General features: G+C 54.4%; 23 protein-coding genes. 13 read left to right on the top strand and 10 right to left on the bottom strand.

The window, feature by feature from the left end; translation table 11 throughout:
• Positions 1-48 precede the first annotated feature (48 nt).
• Both ispB and sfsB read left to right on the top strand, forming a co-directional pair.
• Positions 49-1,020 carry an octaprenyl diphosphate synthase gene (ispB, locus tag SPG90_RS15050; RefSeq protein WP_045355402.1) on the top strand — a complete coding sequence of 324 codons (972 nt, stop codon included), beginning with the start codon at positions 49-51 and terminating at the stop codon, positions 1,018-1,020.
• 229 nt (positions 1,021-1,249) lie between these two features.
• Entirely contained in the window at positions 1,250-1,537 is a 288-nt protein-coding gene (gene sfsB, locus SPG90_RS15055; protein ID WP_023309348.1) for a DNA-binding transcriptional regulator SfsB, read from the top strand.
• Positions 1,538-1,597: 60 nt separating this feature from the next.
• Here sfsB and murA read toward each other — a convergent pair whose 3' ends face one another.
• The 7 genes from murA to mlaF all read right to left on the bottom strand — a co-directional run bounded on the left by murA (position 1,598) and on the right by mlaF (position 6,391).
• Positions 1,598-2,857 carry a UDP-N-acetylglucosamine 1-carboxyvinyltransferase gene (gene murA, locus SPG90_RS15060; protein ID WP_023309349.1) on the bottom strand — a complete coding sequence of 420 codons (1,260 nt, stop codon included), beginning with the start codon at positions 2,855-2,857 and terminating at the stop codon, positions 1,598-1,600.
• Positions 2,858-2,907: 50 nt separating this feature from the next.
• Positions 2,908-3,162: a BolA family iron metabolism protein IbaG gene (gene ibaG, locus SPG90_RS15065; protein ID WP_008501458.1), complete on the bottom strand. Its 255-nt coding sequence runs from the start codon at positions 3,160-3,162 to the stop codon at positions 2,908-2,910.
• Between the two features lie 126 nt (positions 3,163-3,288).
• A complete protein-coding gene (gene mlaB, locus SPG90_RS15070; protein ID WP_045355401.1) occupies positions 3,289-3,582 on the bottom strand; it encodes a lipid asymmetry maintenance protein MlaB in 294 nt (97 codons plus the stop codon).
• Positions 3,582-4,217, bottom strand: a complete 636-nt coding sequence (gene mlaC / locus SPG90_RS15075; protein WP_029739617.1) for a phospholipid-binding protein MlaC — start codon at positions 4,215-4,217, stop codon at positions 3,582-3,584. Before mlaC ends, mlaB begins: the two co-directional genes overlap by 1 nt.
• 18 nt (positions 4,218-4,235) lie before the next feature.
• Complete coding sequence (mlaD, locus tag SPG90_RS15080; RefSeq protein ID WP_023309352.1) at positions 4,236-4,784, bottom strand: outer membrane lipid asymmetry maintenance protein MlaD; 549 nt, start codon at positions 4,782-4,784, stop codon at positions 4,236-4,238.
• Positions 4,785-4,788: 4 nt separating this feature from the next.
• Complete coding sequence (gene mlaE / locus SPG90_RS15085) at positions 4,789-5,571, bottom strand: lipid asymmetry maintenance ABC transporter permease subunit MlaE (protein WP_010436044.1); 783 nt, start codon at positions 5,569-5,571, stop codon at positions 4,789-4,791.
• Positions 5,572-5,578: 7 nt separating this feature from the next.
• On the bottom strand, positions 5,579-6,391 hold the full coding sequence (gene mlaF, locus SPG90_RS15090) for a phospholipid ABC transporter ATP-binding protein MlaF (RefSeq protein WP_126303136.1): 813 nt from the start codon (positions 6,389-6,391) through the stop codon (positions 5,579-5,581).
• A gap of 227 nt (positions 6,392-6,618) precedes the next feature.
• Between mlaF and SPG90_RS15095 the strand changes: the two genes are divergently transcribed.
• The 11 genes from SPG90_RS15095 to npr all read left to right on the top strand — a co-directional run bounded on the left by SPG90_RS15095 (position 6,619) and on the right by npr (position 14,538).
• A complete protein-coding gene (locus SPG90_RS15095; protein ID WP_047173363.1) occupies positions 6,619-7,596 on the top strand; it encodes a calcium/sodium antiporter in 978 nt (325 codons plus the stop codon).
• 13 nt (positions 7,597-7,609) lie between these two features.
• A complete protein-coding gene (gene kdsD, locus SPG90_RS15100; RefSeq protein WP_023309355.1) occupies positions 7,610-8,596 on the top strand; it encodes an arabinose-5-phosphate isomerase KdsD in 987 nt (328 codons plus the stop codon).
• A 14-nt stretch (positions 8,597-8,610) separates the two neighbouring features.
• Positions 8,611-9,177 carry a 3-deoxy-manno-octulosonate-8-phosphatase KdsC gene (gene kdsC, locus SPG90_RS15105; protein ID WP_047173361.1) on the top strand — a complete coding sequence of 189 codons (567 nt, stop codon included), beginning with the start codon at positions 8,611-8,613 and terminating at the stop codon, positions 9,175-9,177.
• Positions 9,174-9,749: an LPS export ABC transporter periplasmic protein LptC gene (gene lptC / locus SPG90_RS15110; protein WP_126303137.1), complete on the top strand. Its 576-nt coding sequence runs from the start codon at positions 9,174-9,176 to the stop codon at positions 9,747-9,749. The genes kdsC and lptC overlap by 4 nt, the downstream gene beginning before the upstream one ends.
• Positions 9,718-10,272: a lipopolysaccharide ABC transporter substrate-binding protein LptA gene (lptA, locus tag SPG90_RS15115; RefSeq protein ID WP_023309358.1), complete on the top strand. Its 555-nt coding sequence runs from the start codon at positions 9,718-9,720 to the stop codon at positions 10,270-10,272. The genes lptC and lptA overlap by 32 nt, the downstream gene beginning before the upstream one ends.
• A 6-nt stretch (positions 10,273-10,278) precedes the next feature.
• On the top strand, positions 10,279-11,004 hold the full coding sequence (gene lptB / locus SPG90_RS15120; protein ID WP_023309359.1) for an LPS export ABC transporter ATP-binding protein: 726 nt from the start codon (positions 10,279-10,281) through the stop codon (positions 11,002-11,004).
• Positions 11,005-11,051: 47 nt separating this feature from the next.
• Positions 11,052-12,485: an RNA polymerase factor sigma-54 gene (rpoN, locus tag SPG90_RS15125; RefSeq protein WP_032659700.1), complete on the top strand. Its 1,434-nt coding sequence runs from the start codon at positions 11,052-11,054 to the stop codon at positions 12,483-12,485.
• 22 nt (positions 12,486-12,507) lie between these two features.
• Positions 12,508-12,795 carry a ribosome hibernation promoting factor gene (gene hpf / locus SPG90_RS15130; RefSeq protein WP_008501444.1) on the top strand — a complete coding sequence of 96 codons (288 nt, stop codon included), beginning with the start codon at positions 12,508-12,510 and terminating at the stop codon, positions 12,793-12,795.
• An 82-nt stretch (positions 12,796-12,877) separates the two neighbouring features.
• Positions 12,878-13,369: a PTS IIA-like nitrogen regulatory protein PtsN gene (ptsN, locus tag SPG90_RS15135; protein ID WP_008501443.1), complete on the top strand. Its 492-nt coding sequence runs from the start codon at positions 12,878-12,880 to the stop codon at positions 13,367-13,369.
• 45 nt (positions 13,370-13,414) lie between these two features.
• Entirely contained in the window at positions 13,415-14,269 is an 855-nt protein-coding gene (rapZ, locus tag SPG90_RS15140; RefSeq protein ID WP_014885397.1) for an RNase adapter RapZ, read from the top strand.
• Positions 14,266-14,538: a PTS phosphocarrier protein NPr gene (npr, locus tag SPG90_RS15145; RefSeq protein ID WP_003861872.1), complete on the top strand. Its 273-nt coding sequence runs from the start codon at positions 14,266-14,268 to the stop codon at positions 14,536-14,538. Before rapZ ends, npr begins: the two co-directional genes overlap by 4 nt.
• A 39-nt stretch (positions 14,539-14,577) precedes the next feature.
• Here the strand turns inward: npr and mtgA are convergent, their stop codons facing one another.
• From mtgA to arcB, 3 genes are all read right to left on the bottom strand, one after another.
• Positions 14,578-15,303 carry a monofunctional biosynthetic peptidoglycan transglycosylase gene (gene mtgA / locus SPG90_RS15150; RefSeq protein WP_047173360.1) on the bottom strand — a complete coding sequence of 242 codons (726 nt, stop codon included), beginning with the start codon at positions 15,301-15,303 and terminating at the stop codon, positions 14,578-14,580.
• A complete protein-coding gene (elbB, locus tag SPG90_RS15155; protein WP_126303158.1) occupies positions 15,300-15,953 on the bottom strand; it encodes an isoprenoid biosynthesis glyoxalase ElbB in 654 nt (217 codons plus the stop codon). The genes mtgA and elbB overlap by 4 nt, the downstream gene beginning before the upstream one ends.
• A 232-nt stretch (positions 15,954-16,185) precedes the next feature.
• Positions 16,186-18,519, bottom strand: a complete 2,334-nt coding sequence (gene arcB / locus SPG90_RS15160; RefSeq protein WP_023309363.1) for an aerobic respiration two-component sensor histidine kinase ArcB — start codon at positions 18,517-18,519, stop codon at positions 16,186-16,188.
• Positions 18,520-18,644: the final 125 nt, after the last annotated feature.

Genomic DNA, 18,644 nt, shown 5'->3' on the forward strand with positions numbered 1-18,644 from the left:
TACCCCATTGAAGATGGGATCAACAGGATAAAAAGCCCGGCTTTTGCGATGAATTTAGAAAAAATCAACGAGTTAACCGCGCAAGATATGGCGGGTGTGAATGCAGCAATCCTGGAGCAACTCAACTCTGACGTTCAGCTGATCAATCAGTTGGGCTATTACATCGTCAGCGGCGGCGGTAAACGCATTCGTCCGATGATTGCTATTCTGGCTGCCAGAGCCGTTGGCTATCAGGGAAATGCTCACATCACTATCGCAGCGCTCATCGAATTTATTCACACGGCCACGCTTCTGCATGACGATGTTGTGGATGAATCGGATATGCGTCGTGGCAAAGCCACGGCAAACGCCGCTTTCGGAAACGCAGCCAGCGTCCTGGTGGGGGATTTTATCTATACCCGTGCCTTCCAGATGATGACCAGCCTGGGCTCACTGAAAGTGCTGGAAGTGATGTCCGAAGCCGTAAACGTCATTGCTGAAGGCGAAGTGCTGCAGCTGATGAACGTCAACGACCCTGACATTACCGAAGAAAACTACATGCGCGTCATCTACAGCAAAACTGCGCGCCTGTTTGAAGCGGCTGCACAGTGTTCCGGCATTCTGGCTGACTGTACCGAAGCACAGGAAAAAGGCCTGCAGGACTATGGCCGCTATCTGGGTACGGCATTCCAGCTGATTGATGATTTGCTGGACTACAGTGCGGACGGCGAGACGCTCGGCAAAAACGTGGGCGATGACCTGAACGAAGGCAAACCAACCCTGCCGCTGCTTCATGCTATGCGCAATGGAACAGCCGACCAGGCGAAAATGATCCGTGAAGCGATTGAGCAGGGAAATGGCCGCCATCTTCTGGAACCTGTCCTGGAAACCATGGCTATCTGCGGATCGCTGGAATGGACGCGTCAGCGTGCGGAAGAAGAAGCCGACAAAGCCATCGAAGCGCTTCAGGTCATTCCAGACAGCCCATGGCGCGATGCACTGATTGGTCTTGCTCACATCGCCGTTCAGCGCGACCGTTAATCCCCTTGTTTCTCCCCGCAGCGATAGCGGGGAGATTCCAGTACACACCTGTAAATTCCGTGTTCATGTAAATTCATCGGTTTAGAGACCGCATGAATAAAGCCGTGTCTTATTCTGAATATCCCTTCAAGTAACGCGAACTTTTTAGAACAAGAAGTTGAAATGGGTATAGTAACCGCGTCGTTTCAGAAGAAACGGCGTAGGTGAATCCGAACTTAAGGACGGCGTTATGGATACGAAATTTATCGACTGGCACACGGCTGATATTATTGCCGCACTGCGCAAAAGAGGCACTTCACTGGCAGCAGAGTCCCGCCGCCATGGACTGAGTTCTTCAACTCTGGCAAACGCCCTCACCCGCCCCTGGCCCAAGGGAGAGTTAATTATCGCGACGGCGCTGGATACGCATCCGTGGGTAATTTGGCCTTCGCGCTACCACGATCCCATTACTCATGAATTTATCGACAGATCGCGCATGATTCGCCAGAGAAAGGTAAAAAGAGAACCGCAGGAATAACGCGTTTTTGACAGGAACAGCAACCCCCCGGTCATTGCTGGCAGGGGGCTGCCGGAACGATTACTCGCCCTTCACACGCTCGATGTTGGCACCCAGCGCGCGCAGTTTATCTTCGATACGCTCATAACCACGATCGATGTGATAGATACGGTCCACGATGGTTGTACCTTCCGCGATACAACCCGCCAGCACCAGGCTTGCAGACGCACGCAGATCGGTTGCCATCACCTGAGCACCTGACAGTTTCTCAACACCGTGGCAGATCACGGTATTACTTTCGATCTCAGCATGCGCGCCCATACGGATCAGCTCCGGTACGTGCATAAAGCGGTTCTCGAAAATGGTTTCTGTGATGAAGCCAGTACCTTCGGCAACCAGGTTCAACAGGGTGAACTGTGCCTGCATGTCCGTAGGGAACGCCGGATGCGGCGCCGTACGCACATTGACCGCTTTTGGACGCTGGCCGTGCATATCGAGGCTGATCCAGTCTTCGCCGATTTCGATATCCGCACCCGCATCGCGCAGTTTCGCCAGCACCGCATCCAGGGTATCTGGCTGCGCGTTGCGGCAAACAATCTTCCCGCCAGAAATCGCCGCAGCGACCAGGAAGGTCCCGGTTTCGATACGGTCCGGCAGTACGCGATAGACACCGCCGCCCAGACGCTCAACGCCTTCGATGGTGATACGGTCGGTGCCCTGACCGGAAATCTTCGCCCCCAGCGCCACGAGGAAGTTGGCGGTATCCACAATCTCCGGTTCGCGCGCGGCGTTTTCGATGATGGTAGTACCTTCTGCCAGCGTCGCCGCAGACATAATGGTGACAGTTGCGCCCACGCTCACTTTGTCCATGACGATGTGCGCGCCTTTCAGACGACCATTAACGGACGCTTTAACGTAACCTTCTTCCAGCTTGATCTCGGCGCCCAGTTTTTCCAGACCAAAGATGTGCAGGTCAACCGGACGCGCACCGATAGCGCAGCCGCCCGGCAGAGAGACCTGACCCTGACCAAAACGCGCTACCAGCGGGCCAAGCGCCCAGATGGATGCACGCATGGTTTTCACCAGATCGTAAGGGGCTGAGAAGTTGTTCACCTTGCTGGCGTCGATCCAGACGGAACCGTTACGCTCAACTTTCGTGCCCAGCTGGGTGAGCAGCTTCATGGTGGTGTCGATATCTTTCAGCTTCGGTACGTTCTGAATTTCTACCGGCTCTTCAGCCAGCAGCGCAGCAAAGAGGATTGGCAGCGCGGCGTTTTTAGCGCCAGAAATTGTGACTTCGCCCTGGAGACGCGTTGGCCCCTGTACACGAAATTTATCCATTGTGTGCTCTCTTATAAATTCAACCGTGCTGCGGGCCTGTCGCCCTCAGCTCAAAAACCGTTTAGTTTGCGATCGCGTGCCCACTCTTGCGGGGTGAACGCTTTAATCGACAGGGCGTGGATGCGGTTATCCGCAATATATTCCATCAGCGGCGCGTACACAGCCTGCTGTTTCTTCACGCGGCTCATACCGTCGAACATCTCACCCACAGCAATAACCTGGAAGTGACTGCCATCGCCAGTGACGTGGGCTTCCTGAAGGGAGAGTGCATTCATCAGCACTGTCTGGATTTCATGATTTTCCATGGGCTCTTAATCATCTGATAGTGAAAACAAGCCCAACATCTTAGAGCAAAGTGGCGTTGTCTTAAACAAGCAAAAAGCCCCGACGATGAAACAGTCAGGGCTTTCGGAAGTAACGCACTGAAAATATTAACGAGGCAGTACGTCCTGAGGGAGATTGTAGAGCTGCGCAAGGGTCACGACATTATCGCTCGCGCCGTGAAGAGTGACGCTTGTCCCCTGCTTTTTCCCCACGGCAATCAGATGGGCAAGTAGCGCAACACCCGCCGTATCCACTCGCGTAACGTCGGTTAAGTCGATACGCGTCACGCCCTGCATCGCTTCGTGGCGTTTGTCCCACAGTGGGTTCAGCAGATCCTGATCCAGTTCACCGGACAGCTTTAATGTCTCGCCTTCACGCGACCAGCTGAGTTGCTGTGACATTACTTCTTCTCGTCCAAGGTAATTTTCTGGCGAGAGATAGACTGCAGCTGAGCGGTCAGGCCATCAATGCCTTTGGTGCGCAGCAGGTCGCTCCATTCGTTCTGTTTGGTGGTGATCATGCTTACCCCTTCGGCAATCATGTCATACGCCTGCCAGTGACCGGTCTGGCTGTTTTTACGCCACTGGAAATCCAGACGAACCGGCGGACGACCGTTAGGATCGATGATCGTCACACGGATAGGGACGATGGTCGCATCGCCCAGCGGCTGCTCAGGCGCAATCTGATAGGTCTGGCCGTGGTACATCGCCAGCGCCTGGCCATAGGCCTGTTTCAGGTATTCACGGAACGCGGCAAAGTAGGCATCACGCTGCGCAGGGGTCGCGTCTTTGTAATAACGTCCCAGCACCAACGCACCCGCATATTTAATCTGCACGTACGGCAGCAGCTCCTGGTCAACAACTTCACGCAGATAATCAGGATTAGCACGAATTTTAGGCTGCTCGTTTTTAAGACGGTCGAAGGTCTTTTTCGCCGCTTCGTCCATCAGTTTGTACGGGTTACTCTGATCCGCAGCGTGGGCGGCGGTTAGAGGGGCGATGACCAGCATGGCAACCATTAACAGTCGTTTAAACATGAATGACTTCTCCTGATATTAATTCGCAGCACCTGGCGTCGGTGCGACGTCGGTATGATCTTCGCTCTGCGCTGGGGCAGCGTCGGATTTTTTCTCATCCCCTTTACTGCTGTAAAGGAACTGACCAATCATATCCTCCAGCACCATCGCGGATTTCGTATCCTGAATGACGCTACCGTCTTTAAGGATAGTCGTTCCCAGCTCGGGGTCTTCAAAGCCGACGTTAAGCGCCAGATATTGTTCGCCCAGCAGGCCGGAAGTGCGGATAGAAAGGGAGCTGGTGTCCGGGATATGGTTGTAACGCTCTTCGATATCCATCGCGACGCGTGGCAGATAGGTTTTCTCATCAAGCGTAATGTCAGATACGCGTCCGATCACCACGCCGCCGATGCGAACCGGTGAACGCGCCTTCAGCCCGCCGATGTTATCGAAAGTGGCATAGATGCGATACGTCGGCTCGGTGCGCACAGACGTGATATCCGCCGCTCTCAGGCAGATAAACAGTGCGGCCAGCAGCGCCAGCAGCAGGAATACACCGACCCAAATTTCATTTTTTCTCGTTTGCATGAACTCAATTCCCAAACATCAGTGCGGTGAGCACAAAATCCAGACCCAGTACGGCCAGCGACGAATGTACGACTGTACGTGTTGTTGCGCGGCTAATGCCCGCCGACGTCGGGATGGCATCGTATCCATTGAACAATGCAATCCAGGTGACCGTAATGGCAAATACCACGCTTTTAATCAGGCAGTTAACCAGATCCATCCGCAGATCGATGGCGTCCTGCATCGCGGACCAGAAGAAACCGGCATCAATGCCTTTCCAATGCACGCCAACCAGCGAACCGCCCCATATACCCACGGCGACAAACAGAATAGTCAGTAACGGTAAAGAGATCACCCCAGCCCAGAAACGCGGCGAGATCACGCGACGCAGCGGATCGACCGCCATCATCTCCATGCTGGAGAGCTGCTCGGTCGCACGCATCAGGCCAATTTCAGCCGTTAATGCCGACCCCGCACGCCCGGCGAATAGCAGCGCCGCCACAACCGGCCCCAGCTCGCGCAGCAGCGAGAGCGCCACAAGCATCCCAAGGCTGGTTTCTGCACTGTAGGTTGTCAGAACCAGATAGCCCTGCAGCCCAAGCACCATACCGATAAACAGACCGGAGACAATGATGATGAGCATCGACAGCACGCCGACATTATAAAGCTGCCGCACCAGCAGCGGTGCGTGCTTGCGGAATTCCGGCTTGCCGACCAGCGCGTTGAATAACATCAATCCGGCACGCCCGAACGTCCTGATGGTTTTTATGCCACGGTGTCCGAGAGCGGCCAACGCATTTAACAGCATGAGTGGCTTAACTCCCTATTCCCAGTAAATCGTCACGATAGTCGCCCGCCGGGTAGCGGAACGGCACGGGGCCATCGGCAATACCGTCGAGGAACTGCCGCACGCGCGGATCGCAATTTTCCTGCAGCGCCTGAGCGCTGCCGTGTGCGACGATCTTTTTGTCCGCCACGATATAGGCGTAATCGGCAATGCTCAATACTTCAGGTACGTCGTGAGATACCACAATGCAGGTGACGCCAAGCGCGCTGTTCAGTTCAGAGATGAGCTTAACAAGCACGCCCATCGTGATGGGATCCTGTCCAACAAACGGTTCGTCGAACATGATTAAATCAGGTTCTAATGCAATGGCGCGTGCCAGCGCGGCGCGGCGCGCCATCCCGCCGGACAGTTCCGAAGGCATCAGCTTCGCGGCGCCCCGCAAACCGACAGCTTCGAGCTTCATCATCACCGTGCTTTTCAGCAGTTCAGGCGGTAGGCTGGTATGCTCGCGCAGCGGATAGGCCACGTTATCAAAGACATTCATGTCGGTGAACAAGGCTCCCGACTGAAAGAGCATGCTCATGCGTTTGCGGACAGTATACAGACGCGAGCGTGACATCTCCGGGATGTTTTCGCCATCGAAGAGGATTTCACCGCGATCGGGTGGGATTTGCCCACCAATGAGGCGCAGCAGGGTCGTTTTACCGATCCCGGACGGCCCCATGATGACAGTGATCTTGCCACGCGGTACGGTCAATGAAATATCATCAAATATCAATCTGTTGGCGCGAGAAAAACTCACGCCGCGAACATCGACTAAATTCGCCATCGTTTGGCTCATTTATGGTTCCTTTATTACCCTGCTCACGTTAAGGCATGCCGCCTGAATCAGCCCTCAACTCTGCATTTTTACAGAATAATAGCCGTTGAGGTTAGCGAAAGCTGGCATTTGTTTTACTTTTCCGGCGCATAAAGTCAAAATTAGGAATTCGTTACGCCTCAGACTGTATGCAGTCCAGCCATTCCCGTGCGATGGACCGACGAGTATACCTGAAGAAAGGACTTTTGATGCTTTTAGCAACAGCACTGTTAATAATTGGTTTACTTTTGGTGGTCTACAGTGCTGACCGTTTAGTGTTTGCTGCATCTATCCTGTGTCGCCTGACGGGCGTACCGCCTGTCGTCATCGGGATGACCGTTGTCAGTGTGGGAACGTCACTTCCTGAAATCATCGTCTCTGTCTCGGCATCGCTGCATGGTCAGTTAGACCTGGCAGTAGGTACCGCGATTGGCTCCAACATCGTTAATATACTCTTGATTTTAGGCCTGGCCGCACTGCTCCATCCATTTCGCGTGCATTCTGATGTTCTGCGCCGCGAATTGCCGCTAATGTTAATCGTAAGCCTGCTGGCAGGCTGCGTATTTTACGATGGTGTGCTGAGCTACAGTGATGGCATTTTCCTGCTGGCGCTTGCCGTTATTTGGCTGCTGTATAGTGTTAAAATCGCCCGTCTGGCTGAGAAGCAGGGTCAGGATAGCCTCACGCGGGAGCAGGTCGCCGAACTGCCGCGAGAAGGCACGCTGCCTGTTGCCCTGCTCTGGCTTGGCGTTGCGCTGATCATCATGCCGATGGCAACGCGCATGGTCGTGGATAACGCGACGGTGCTGGCGAACTATTTCGCCATCAGTGAACTTACCATTGGTCTGACGGTGATTGCCATCGGTACCAGCCTGCCGGAGCTGGCCACGGCCATTGCGGGGGCTCGTAAAGGTGAGGATGACATTGCCATAGGTAATATCATCGGTTCCAACATATTTAATATCGCTATTGTGATGGGCCTTCCGGCCCTGATTACGCCAGGGCCCTTTAATTCCCTGGCGTTCTCACGTGACTACGGCGTGATGTTATTGGTCAGCGTGATATTTGCCCTGCTCTGCTGGCGGCGGCAACGACAGATCGGCAAAGGCGCAGGCGCGCTGCTGACGGGTGGATTTATCGTATGGATGGCGATGCTGTACTGGCTCTCGCCTCTTCTCTCTGGGTAAACGGAAACGCATTATGTCGCAAATAGAATTGCAGCCGGGTTTTGACTTTCAGAAAGCAGGCAAAGAGGTTCTGGAGATTGAACGTGAAGGTCTGGCGCAGTTAGATCAGTACATTAATCAGGATTTTAGTCTGGCATGTGAGAAGATGTTCTACTGTGCCGGCAAAGTCGTGGTGATGGGGATGGGTAAGTCCGGCCACATTGGACGCAAAATGGCGGCAACGTTTGCCAGCACCGGAACCTCTTCCTTCTTTGTACATCCGGGGGAAGCCGCGCACGGTGACCTGGGTATGGTCACGCCGCAGGATATCGTCATCGCGCTGTCCAACTCCGGGGAGTCCAATGAAATTCTGGCGCTGATCCCGGTACTGAAGCGACTGCAGGTGCCGCTTATTTGCATGACCAGCCGTCCGGAAAGCAGCATGGCGCGGGCGGCGGATATTCACCTGTGCGTGAAAGTGCCCAAGGAGGCCTGTCCGCTCGGCCTGGCGCCGACGTCCAGCACCACGGCCGCGCTGGTCATGGGTGATGCGCTTGCCGTCGCGCTGCTCGAAGCCCGCGGTTTTACGCCGGAGGATTTCGCACTTTCCCACCCCGGCGGCGCGCTGGGGCGCAAGCTTCTGCTTCGGGTTAACGATATTATGCACACCGGAGATGAGATCCCTCACGTCAGTAAAGAAGCCTCCCTGCGTGATGCGCTGCTGGAAATCACCCGTAAGAATCTGGGTATGACGGTCGTGTGCGACGGTCTGATGAAAATTCAGGGGATCTTCACCGATGGCGACCTGCGTCGCGTGTTCGACATGGGTGTAGATGTCCGCACGCTCGGCATTGCCGACGTGATGACGCCGGGCGGTATCCGCGTCCGTCCGGGTACGCTGGCGGTGGATGTGCTGAACCTGATGCAGTCCCGTCACATTACCTCAGTGATGGTTGCCGATGGCGACCAGTTGCTGGGTGTGGTACATATGCATGATCTGCTGCGCGCAGGCGTAGTGTAATGAAGGATAAGACAATGAGTAATGCGGGTGCATCCCTTGCAACCTGTTATGGACCGGTCAGCACCCAGATGATGGCGAAGGCGGAAAACATTCGTCTGCTCATCCTGGACGTGGATGGCGTACTTTCCGATGGCCTGATTTACATGGGCAACAATGGTGAAGAGCTGAAAGCGTTTAACGTTCGCGACGGCTACGGTATCCGCTGTGCGCTCACCTCGGGTATTGAGGTGGCTATCATCACCGGGCGAAAAGCTAAACTGGTAGAAGACCGCTGTGAAACCTTAGGCATTACCCATCTGTATCAGGGTCAATCCGATAAGATAGCGGCGTTTAAGGATTTACTGGGTAAACTGGCTATCGCACCGGAAAACGTGGCCTACGTCGGAGACGATCTGATTGACTGGCCCGTGATGGCTGAAGTCGGGCTGAGCATCGCCGTTGCCGATGCGCATCCGCTGCTGATCCCGCGCGCTGATTATGTTACCCACATCAACGGGGGCCGTGGTGCCGTACGTGAAGTCTGCGATCTGCTTTTGCTGGCGCAGGGCAAGCTTGATGAGGCCAAAGGGCAATCGATATGAGTAAAACCAGACGCTGGATTATCATTTTGCTTTCGCTTGTCGCACTGGTATTGATTGGCGTGAACCTTGCCGATCGCGACGATACGCAAACGGAAGTGGTCAACAATAACGATCCAACCTATAAAAGCGATCACAGCGACACCGTGGTCTACAGCCCGGAAGGCGCGCTGAACTATCGCCTGATTGCCCAGCATGTTGAATATTTTTCAGATGACGGTATTTCGTGGTTTACCCAGCCTGTCGTGACCACATTTGATAAGGACAAAGTGCCGACGTGGTCAATTAAGTCAGATCGGGCAAAACTGACAAATGACCGTATGCTTTATCTGTATGGTCACGTTGAAGTCAACGCCCTGACCGCTGACTCGCAACTGAGAAAAATTACGACGGATAATGCCCAGATTAACCTGGTAACCCAGGACGTGACCTCGCAGGATCTGGTCACACTGTATGGCACAACATTTAATTCCAGCGGTTTGAGAATGCGCGGGAACTTACGCAGCAAGAACGCCGAGCTGATTGAAAAGGTTAGAACCTCCTATGAAATTCAAAACAAACAAACTCAGCCTTAAAGTAATTATCGCCAGCGCGATGCTGGCGACCAGTCTCCCCGCGCTTGCTGTAACGGGCGATACCGACCAACCGATCCATATCGAGTCTGATACCCAGTCTCTCGATATGCAGGGCAACGTCGTCACCTTCACGGGTAACGTCGTCATGACTCAGGGCACCATCAAAATTAACGCCGACAAAGTGGTCGTGACCCGTCCGGGTGGCGAGCAGGGCAAAGAGATCATTGATGGTTACGGCAACCCGGCAACCTTCTACCAGATGCAGGACAACGGCAAGCCGGTGAAAGGTCACGCCTCGCATATGCACTATGAGCTGGCGAAGGACCTGGTCATCCTGACCGGAAATGCGTATCTGGAACAGCTGGACAGCAACATTACCGGCGACCAGATCACCTATCTGGTGAAAGAGCAAAAAATGCAGGCTTCCAGCGAGAAAGGCAAACGCGTCACGACCGTACTGGTTCCGTCGCAGCTGCAGGACAAAGGCAAAGGCCAGGCCCCGGCACAGAAGAAGAGTAACTAATTCGTTATGGCAACATTAACTGCAAAAAATCTCGCGAAGGCCTACAAGGGCCGCCGTGTCGTAGAAGATGTCAGTCTGACCGTCAACTCCGGCGAAATTGTAGGGCTGCTTGGCCCTAACGGTGCGGGTAAAACCACCACCTTCTACATGGTCGTTGGCATTGTGCCGCGCGATGCCGGCAACATTATCATTGACGATGAAGACATCAGTCTTCTGCCGCTGCACGCGCGCGCGCGTCGCGGGATCGGCTACCTACCGCAGGAAGCTTCCATTTTCCGTCGTCTCAGCGTTTACGATAACCTGATGGCGGTCCTGCAAATTCGTAACGATCTGACCAGCGAGCAGCGTCAGGATCGTGCCAACGAGCTGATGGAAGAGTTCCACATTGAGCATCTGCGCGACAGCCTCGGTCAGGCACTCTCCGGGGGTGAACGCCGTCGCGTTGAGATTGCGCGTGCGCTGGCTGCAAACCCGAAATTTATCCTTCTGGATGAACCCTTTGCCGGCGTTGACCCGATCTCGGTTATCGATATTAAACGTATCATTGAACACCTGCGTGACAGCGGGCTTGGCGTACTGATCACCGACCACAACGTCCGTGAAACGCTGGCCGTGTGTGAACGCGCGTATATAGTGAGCCAGGGCAATCTGATCGCCCACGGTACGCCGCAGCAGATCCTCGAAGACGATCATGTTAAGCGCGTCTATCTTGGGGAAGACTTCAGACTCTGATAGGGTAGAGGTAACGTAACGCCGAACCGGAGAAAAATGCTCTGAACATGAAGCAAGGTTTGCAATTAAGGCTCAGCCAACAACTGGCGATGACGCCGCAGCTACAGCAGGCAATTCGCCTGTTGCAGCTGTCCACGTTAGAACTTCAGCAGGAGCTCCAGCAGGCGCTGGACAGCAACCCCCTGCTGGAACAAACCGATCTTCATGACGAGGTAGATACTCAGCAGTCACAGGATACAGAAGCGCTCGACACCGCGGATGCACTCGAACAAAAAGAGATGCCCGACGAGCTACCGCTGGATGCCAGCTGGGATGAAATCTACACCGCCGGAACCCCTTCCGGTACGCGTGCAGACTACCAGGATGATGAGCTACCGGTCTACCAGGGTGAGACCACCCAGTCGCTGCAGGATTACCTGATGTGGCAGGTGGAACTCACCCCCTTCTCCGATACCGACCGCGCGATTGCCACGTCCATTGTCGATGCCGTTGACGACACCGGCTATTTGACCGTCACGCTGGACGATATTCTGGAAAGCATGGGCGACGACGAGATTGAGCTTGAGGAAGTCGAAGCCGTTCTGAAGCGCATCCAGCGTTTCGATCCGGTAGGCGTGGCCGCAAAAGATCTGCGCGACTGCCTGCTGATCCAGCTTTCTCAGTTCAGCAAAGAGACGCCATGGCTCGACGAGGCGCGCTTAATCATCAGCGATCATCTGGATCTGTTGGCCAACCACGATTTCCGCAGCCTGATGCGCGTCACGCGCCTGAAGGAAGAGGTGCTGAAAGAAGCGGTGAATCTGATCCAGTCGCTCGATCCGCGCCCAGGACAGTCGATCCAGACCAGCGAGCCCGAGTACGTCATCCCGGACGTGCTGGTCAGAAAACACAATGACCGCTGGGTCGTTGAACTGAATTCAGACAGCATCCCTCGCCTGCAAATCAACCAGCAGTATGCCTCCATGTGCACCAGCGCGCGTAACGACTCCGACAATCAATATATTCGCAGCAATCTTCAGGAAGCGCGATGGCTGATCAAAAGTCTGGAGAGCCGAAATGATACGCTGCTACGCGTCAGCCGCTGTATTGTCGAACAGCAGCAGGCGTTCTTTGAGCAGGGCGAAGAGTATATGAAACCGATGGTACTGGCGGATATCGCCCAGGCCGTCGAGATGCATGAATCAACCATTTCCCGTGTCACCACGCAGAAGTATCTGCACAGTCCACGCGGTATTTTTGAGCTTAAGTATTTCTTCTCCAGCCATGTGAATACCGAGGGCGGCGGCGAAGCGTCGTCAACGGCCATTCGTGCCCTGGTGAAGAAGTTGATCGCCGCGGAGAACCCCGCGAAGCCACTAAGCGACAGTAAGTTAACCACCATGCTGTCCGATCAGGGTATCATGGTGGCACGTCGTACTGTTGCGAAGTATCGAGAGTCTTTATCCATTCCGCCGTCCAACCAGCGTAAACAGCTGGTCTGACACAACCGATAAGGAAGACACTATGCAGCTCAACATCACTGGACAAAACGTCGAAATTACTGAGGCTTTACGCGACTTCGTGAACGCGAAGTTTGCAAAACTCGAGCAGTATTTCGAAAGGATCAATCAGGTCTATATTGTGTTGAAAGTGGAGAAAGTGACTCATATCTCGGATGCCACCCTGCATGTTAACGGGGGTGAACTGCATGCCAGTGCGGAAGGGCAAGACATGTACGCTGCTATCGACGGCTTGATTGATAAGCTTGCACGACAGCTCAATAAACATAAAGATAAACTGAAACAACACTAATTGTCCGGGCAGTTAACGGGTGCAGGACGGCCTGTTGTGAAACACAACAGGCCATTTGTACAGTTAGCGCTTAGGTGAAATTATGATGAACAACGATTCCGCTCTTCAACTGAGCAATGTCCTTAACCAGGAATGTACCCGCAGTGCGGTTCACTGCCAGAGCAAAAAACGTGCGCTGGAGATCATCAGTGAACTGGCTGCCAAACAGCTGGGCCTGCCGCCGCAGGTGGTGTTCGAAGCGATTCTGACCCGTGAAAAAATGGGCAGTACCGGTATCGGCAACGGCATCGCGATCCCGCACGGCAAACTGGAAGAGGATACCCTGCGTGCCGTTGGTGTGTTTGTGCAGCTTGAAACACCCATCGCTTTCGATGCCATTGATAACCAGCCCGTCGATCTCCTCTTCGCGCTGCTGGTGCCCGCTGACCAGACAAAAACCCATCTGCATACGCTGTCGCTGGTCGCAAAACGTCTGGCCGATAAAACCATTTGCCGTCGACTGCGCTCGGCCCAAAGTGATGAAGAGCTCTATCAAATTATCACTGAAGCAGAAGGCAATCAGGATGATGCATAACCAGGAGATGGCCTTCACATCTGTTGTCCTGAGGAGAAACGGAACATGGTGCTGATGATTGTCAGTGGCCGTTCAGGGTCGGGGAAATCCGTTGCTCTGCGCGCCCTGGAAGACATGGGTTTTTACTGCGTCGATAACCTGCCGGTCGTGTTGTTACCCGACCTGGCCCGCACGCTGGCGGAGAGACAAACCTCTGCCGCCGTCAGTATCGACGTTCGCAACATGCCTGAATCGCCAGAGATCTTCGAACAGGCCATGAGCAACCTGCCTGACGCGTTCTCGCCTCAGCTGCTGTTCCTTGATGCAGACCGCAATACGCTGATCCGCCGCTACAGCGATACCCGTCGCTTGCACCCGCTATCCAGCAAGAACCTCTCTCTGGAGAGCGCTATCGATGAAGAGAGCGACCTGCTGGAACCGCTGCGTTCTCGTGCCGACCTGATTGTCGACACCTCTGAGATGTCCGTTCACGAGCTGGCGGAAATGCTGCGTACCCGGCTGTTGGGTAAACGCGAGCGCGAACTGACGATGGTGTTCGAATCCTTCGGCTTTAAGCACGGTATTCCAATCGATGCGGATTACGTTTTCGACGTGCGCTTCCTGCCGAACCCGCACTGGGATCCGAAGCTGCGTCCAATGACCGGTCTGGATAAGCCGGTGGCGGCGTTCCTCGACCGGCACACAGAAGTACACAATTTTATCTACCAGACGCGAAGCTACCTTGAGCTATGGTTACCTATGCTGGAGACAAACAATCGTAGCTACCTGACGGTGGCGATTGGCTGTACCGGCGGTAAACATCGTTCGGTTTATATCGCCGAACAGCTGGCCGACTATTTCCGCTCGCGCGGGAAGAACGTTCAGTCCCGTCATCGCACGCTGGAAAAACGTAAAACATGACCGTAAAACAAACCGTTGAGATCACCAATAAGCTGGGTATGCATGCACGCCCGGCGATGAAGCTGTTCGAGCTGATGCAGGGTTTCGATGCCGAGGTTCTGCTGCGGAATGACGAAGGTACCGAAGCGGAAGCGAACAGCGTGATTGCGCTGCTGATGCTGGATTCCGCCAAAGGGCGCCAGATTGAGGTTGAAGCCACCGGTCCTCAGGAAGAGGAAGCTCTGGCGGCGGTGATTGCCCTGTTTAACGCAGGGTTCGACGAAGATTAAGGTCTGCTATTCAGGCGGGTAGCGATGCGCTTACCCGCTCTACATAAGATTATTACGCTGCATAAACCCCTCTCCACCCAGCTGATTCATCTGGCGCATAATCCACGCCTGACGGCTTCGCACGTACCCTGATGGGGCGCTGGCCTTAAAGCGGATAGGGTTCGGTAACACAGCGGCCAGTAGCGCCGCTTCTGACATGCTCAGACGGCTGGCTGGCTTATTGAAATACCGCTGTGCGGCAGCTTCCACGCCAAATATGCCGTCGCCAAACTCAGCGACGTTCAGATAGACGGTCAGAATGCGTTTTTTGCTCCAGACCGTTTCCATTCCCAGGGTCAATCCCGCTTCCAGCCCTTTTCGCACCCAGCTTCGACCATCCCACAGAAACAGATTTTTGGCCGTCTGCTGCGACAAGGTTGACGCACCGCGCACGCGGTTTTCATGGCGTTCGTTATGGGCTAGCGCCTTCTCAATGGCCGCCACGTCGAACCCCCAGTGCTCCGGGAATTTCTGGTCCTCAGCCGCGATGACCGCCAGCCCCATGAACGGGGAGATCTCGTCCATGCTCACCCAGTCAGAGTGGGCAACGTAGCCGAAATCGCCGCTGAACCACGCGCTAAGCTGGCGCTCAACCATAACGGCAGAGAACGGAACCGGCATAATGCTGAATAAAGCCAGCCCGCCTCCCCAGAATACCGCCAGCACAAGTACGATGCGCAAGATAAAACGTTTCACCCCTGCGCCTGCGGCAAATTTACGCCTCATTCAGTCAGCACCAGCACGCGAGCCACCAGCTTTTCAATACCTGAGGCCGCCTCAGCGATATTATTCGCCAGCATATACGCCGGGGTGGTGACAATTTTGTTATCTTCGTCAACCACAATGTCATCAACCGGGCACGGAACGTGCTCGCCCCCCATTTCCTCCACGATCTCCGCGGTATCAATATCCGTCCCGATAGTCAGGCGCAGCGGGAAATCAAAAATTTTGGGCAGCATTGCCGGCGCGATGCAGATAAAGCCCAGCGGTTTTCCTGCCGCATGCATGGCCTGCGACAGCGCTTTAAGATGAGGATCGATCTGACACTCCGCCCCCTGCGCAGCAAAGGTACTGAGATTTTTGGCCGCGCCAAACCCACCCGGCACAATGAGCGCATCAAGCTCTGTAGAGTCTGCCTGAATAAGAGGATGGATATCACCTCGCGCAATACGCGCGGCTTCAATCAGTACATTACGGGTTTCCGCCATCGGCTCGCCGGTCAGATGATTAATCACATCCGCCTGATTTTTGTCCGGCGCAAAACAAATAACCTCTGCTCCCTGCTTAGCCAGGGCCAGCAGCGTGATTACGGCTTCATGTATTTCAGAACCATCGTAAACACCGCATCCGCTCAGCACGACACCAATCTTTTTCATCATGACAATCCTTTTCTGCAACTTGCTGAAGCACATTAATAATTTTGATTAAAACGCTATGCTTCACACATTTCACTGATTCATGTAACAAACCATTTAAGATTTGCTATCTTATCTGCGTGCGGCCTAAATTTTTCAGGCAGCGCCCTTTCGAAAATAACTTTATAAAACAGGCGCAGCCACGATTTCCCTGGTGTTGGCGCAGTATTCGCGCACCCCGGTTAAGCCGGGGTCATTTTTTTCTGGCGTCGACCCAGGCTTTAAGCACCGCCACATCGTTTTGCCACTCTTGTTTCATCTCTTCAACCCAATCACCCACGTTATCTTCCCATGCAGGTAAATCAGGCGACTGAATCTGTTGACCCAGCTGCTGCAGATGGCGTAAGCCGACCGAGCCGGCCGCACCTTTAATTTTATGTCCTTCTTCGACAATGCCCTTCTGGTCCCGGGCGGTCAGGTTTGATTCCAGCACGCTCAGATAGCCCGGCATCATTTTTTCGAACACCGCCAGACCATCGGTAATCAGTTTCGGGCCGACCAGATCGATGTACTGCTCCAGCATCGCGGTATCGAGTATCGTTTGGGCTTTTGCGCTATCAACAGACGTCATGGTGCTCTCCTCTTCATCATGGGTATCCCAGAACTTCTTGATCATGGCGGTCAGAGCAGGCACCGCCAGCGGCTTGCTGAGTACATCGTCCATACCGGCATCGAGATACTCTTTTTTATCTTTCAGCACGTTCGCCGTCAGCGCCACCAGCGGCGGCAGTTCGTCGGCCGCGTACTGACGCGTCAGCTCTCGCGAAATATCCAGCCCGGTCATATCCGGCAGCTGAATATCCAGCAGAACAAGATCGTATTCGCCCGGTTTAAACATCTCCAGCGCGGCCTTACCGGTCATCGCGACATCCACGCTGTTGCCCAGTTTTTCCAGCACCGAGCGCGCCACAATCACGTTCAGCTCAATATCTTCCACCAGCAGGACGTGCAGCGCGGGCAGCGGCATGTCGTCGTTTTCAAAGGTGTCTTCAACCTCTTCCGCCACCGCCGGCGCATGGACCGTCAGCGTGAAGGTTGACCCTTTACCCGGCTGGCTGGCAACGGTGATATCGCCACCCATACTCTTCGCCAGCCGTTTAGAGACCGCCAGGCCAATGCCCGTTCCGGTCGCCGGTTTCCCGCCGTTGCTGTCCTTCACCTGATAGTACATCGCGAAAATTTTGTCCTGCTCCTCCTGCGGAATACCTATCCCGGAGTCCTCCACCTCGAAGTGCAGCATGTCGCCTTCGTCATAGCGGATGCGCACCGCCACCTGCCCCTTCTGGGTAAATTTCACCGCGTTGCTGATAAGGTTCCACAGGATCTGGCGCAGACGCGTGCCGTCAGTCACCACTTTATGCGGCAGCGGCAGGGTTGGCTCCATGACAAAGCTCAGTCCCTTCTGCTGCGCCTGCAGGCCGGACAGGTTTTCGAGGTCGGCAAGGAAGCTGGTGAAATCAACAGGCTGATTATCAAGCTGAACTTTACGGCGCTCCATCTTATCCATATCAATAATATCGTTGAAGATATTACCCAGCGTGACCGCTGAGACATGGATAGTCTTGAGGTATTTCTCCTGCTCTGCGGTCAGGTCGGTATCCAGCAGAATACGGCTCAGCCCGACAATGCCATTAAGCGGCGTACGCAGCTCGTGGCTGATAGTGGAGATAAAGGTCGTCTTATCACGGCTGGCGCGCTCCAGGGCATCCTGGTAGCGCTTACGCTCGGTGATATCGCGGCCAAAGCCCATCAGGCCGTGGCGTTTCCCCACGCGGTCATAGTAGGGCACCTTACGGATCTCAAAACAGGCTTTGCGTCCGTCCGGGTAATCCAGCCACTGTTCATAGGTCAGCGAGACGTTATGGCGGAATACTTTTTCGTCCGTCTCCATGACCTTGGCCGCCGCTTCTTCAGAGTAAACGTCCTGCGGCTTCAGGTTAATCAGCTGCTTCTCGCTTTTCCCGGTGAGCAACTCCATCGCCCGGTTACAGCCGGAAAACTCTTTATCTTCATTACGGTAAAACACCAGATCCGGCGAAGCATCGAGGAACGACCGCAGGAAAGAGGATTGCTGCTCAAGCTGAATCTGCGTGACCTCGCGCTCTTTCATTTCGATTTTCAGCTGCTCCAGCGTGGCCTGACGCTCGGCTTCCGCCTTCTCACGATCTGAAATCTCCTGATTCAGCTGCGCAATGTTGTCTTTAAGCTGGACGTTGAGCTTCAGGTCGCGCTCGCGCATCTCTTCCAGTTTATCGACCAGTTTTGACAGACGCTGACGGGACTCTTCCAGCTGTTCAACCACCACGGAAAGGAAATAGACCGCCCAGGGAGTAATGAGCAAGCCAAAGAAGATGGAGCGGATAACGTCGATACTCTCGACCTGACCATGCAGAACCATGGTGACGGCCATTTGCACGACAATGGCCAGAACGACCAGCGCCAGCGCAAGCAGCATGGAGAAACGCACCAGCCCAAGCTTCATCATCAGGTCGACGTAATACTGGGCAAGCATTCGAATTTGCTTCATAGAGGATCCCTTCACGACTTTATCGCTCAATAATACTCAAATTCAGGGCGAGGCGTTGAAGGTTGTGAGAAAAAGTGCGGGGTGAAACAGGAGATTAGCCTCGCTTCCGGTTAACCGGAAGCGAG

It is taken from the genome of Enterobacter sp. D2 (assembly GCF_034427575.1).
GTDB lineage: Bacteria > Pseudomonadota > Gammaproteobacteria > Enterobacterales > Enterobacteriaceae > Enterobacter > Enterobacter cloacae_M.

Bases quoted from the DNA above. Each gene is read 5' to 3' on its own strand.
- lptB (WP_023309359.1), top strand. From the start codon at position 10,279: ATGGCAACATTAACTGCAAAAAATCTCGCGAAGGCCTACAAGGGCCGC.
- mlaD (WP_023309352.1), bottom strand. From the start codon at position 4,784: ATGCAAACGAGAAAAAATGAAATTTGGGTCGGTGTATTCCTGCTGCTG.
- kdsC (WP_047173361.1), top strand. From the start codon at position 8,611: ATGAGTAATGCGGGTGCATCCCTTGCAACCTGTTATGGACCGGTCAGC.
- mlaC (WP_029739617.1), bottom strand. From the start codon at position 4,217: ATGTTTAAACGACTGTTAATGGTTGCCATGCTGGTCATCGCCCCTCTA.
- arcB (WP_023309363.1), bottom strand. From the start codon at position 18,519: ATGAAGCAAATTCGAATGCTTGCCCAGTATTACGTCGACCTGATGATG.
- mtgA (WP_047173360.1), bottom strand. From the start codon at position 15,303: ATGAGGCGTAAATTTGCCGCAGGCGCAGGGGTGAAACGTTTTATCTTG.
- rapZ (WP_014885397.1), top strand. From the start codon at position 13,415: ATGGTGCTGATGATTGTCAGTGGCCGTTCAGGGTCGGGGAAATCCGTT.
- mlaE (WP_010436044.1), bottom strand. From the start codon at position 5,571: ATGCTGTTAAATGCGTTGGCCGCTCTCGGACACCGTGGCATAAAAACC.
- elbB (WP_126303158.1), bottom strand. From the start codon at position 15,953: ATGAAAAAGATTGGTGTCGTGCTGAGCGGATGCGGTGTTTACGATGGT.
- mlaB (WP_045355401.1), bottom strand. From the start codon at position 3,582: ATGTCACAGCAACTCAGCTGGTCGCGTGAAGGCGAGACATTAAAGCTG.
- SPG90_RS15095 (WP_047173363.1), top strand. From the start codon at position 6,619: ATGCTTTTAGCAACAGCACTGTTAATAATTGGTTTACTTTTGGTGGTC.
- ispB (WP_045355402.1), top strand. From the start codon at position 49: ATGAATTTAGAAAAAATCAACGAGTTAACCGCGCAAGATATGGCGGGT.
- hpf (WP_008501444.1), top strand. From the start codon at position 12,508: ATGCAGCTCAACATCACTGGACAAAACGTCGAAATTACTGAGGCTTTA.
- mlaF (WP_126303136.1), bottom strand. From the start codon at position 6,391: ATGAGCCAAACGATGGCGAATTTAGTCGATGTTCGCGGCGTGAGTTTT.
- ptsN (WP_008501443.1), top strand. From the start codon at position 12,878: ATGATGAACAACGATTCCGCTCTTCAACTGAGCAATGTCCTTAACCAG.
- kdsD (WP_023309355.1), top strand. From the start codon at position 7,610: ATGTCGCAAATAGAATTGCAGCCGGGTTTTGACTTTCAGAAAGCAGGC.
- rpoN (WP_032659700.1), top strand. From the start codon at position 11,052: ATGAAGCAAGGTTTGCAATTAAGGCTCAGCCAACAACTGGCGATGACG.
- sfsB (WP_023309348.1), top strand. From the start codon at position 1,250: ATGGATACGAAATTTATCGACTGGCACACGGCTGATATTATTGCCGCA.
- ibaG (WP_008501458.1), bottom strand. From the start codon at position 3,162: ATGGAAAATCATGAAATCCAGACAGTGCTGATGAATGCACTCTCCCTT.
- lptA (WP_023309358.1), top strand. From the start codon at position 9,718: ATGAAATTCAAAACAAACAAACTCAGCCTTAAAGTAATTATCGCCAGC.
- lptC (WP_126303137.1), top strand. From the start codon at position 9,174: ATGAGTAAAACCAGACGCTGGATTATCATTTTGCTTTCGCTTGTCGCA.
- murA (WP_023309349.1), bottom strand. From the start codon at position 2,857: ATGGATAAATTTCGTGTACAGGGGCCAACGCGTCTCCAGGGCGAAGTC.
- npr (WP_003861872.1), top strand. From the start codon at position 14,266: ATGACCGTAAAACAAACCGTTGAGATCACCAATAAGCTGGGTATGCAT.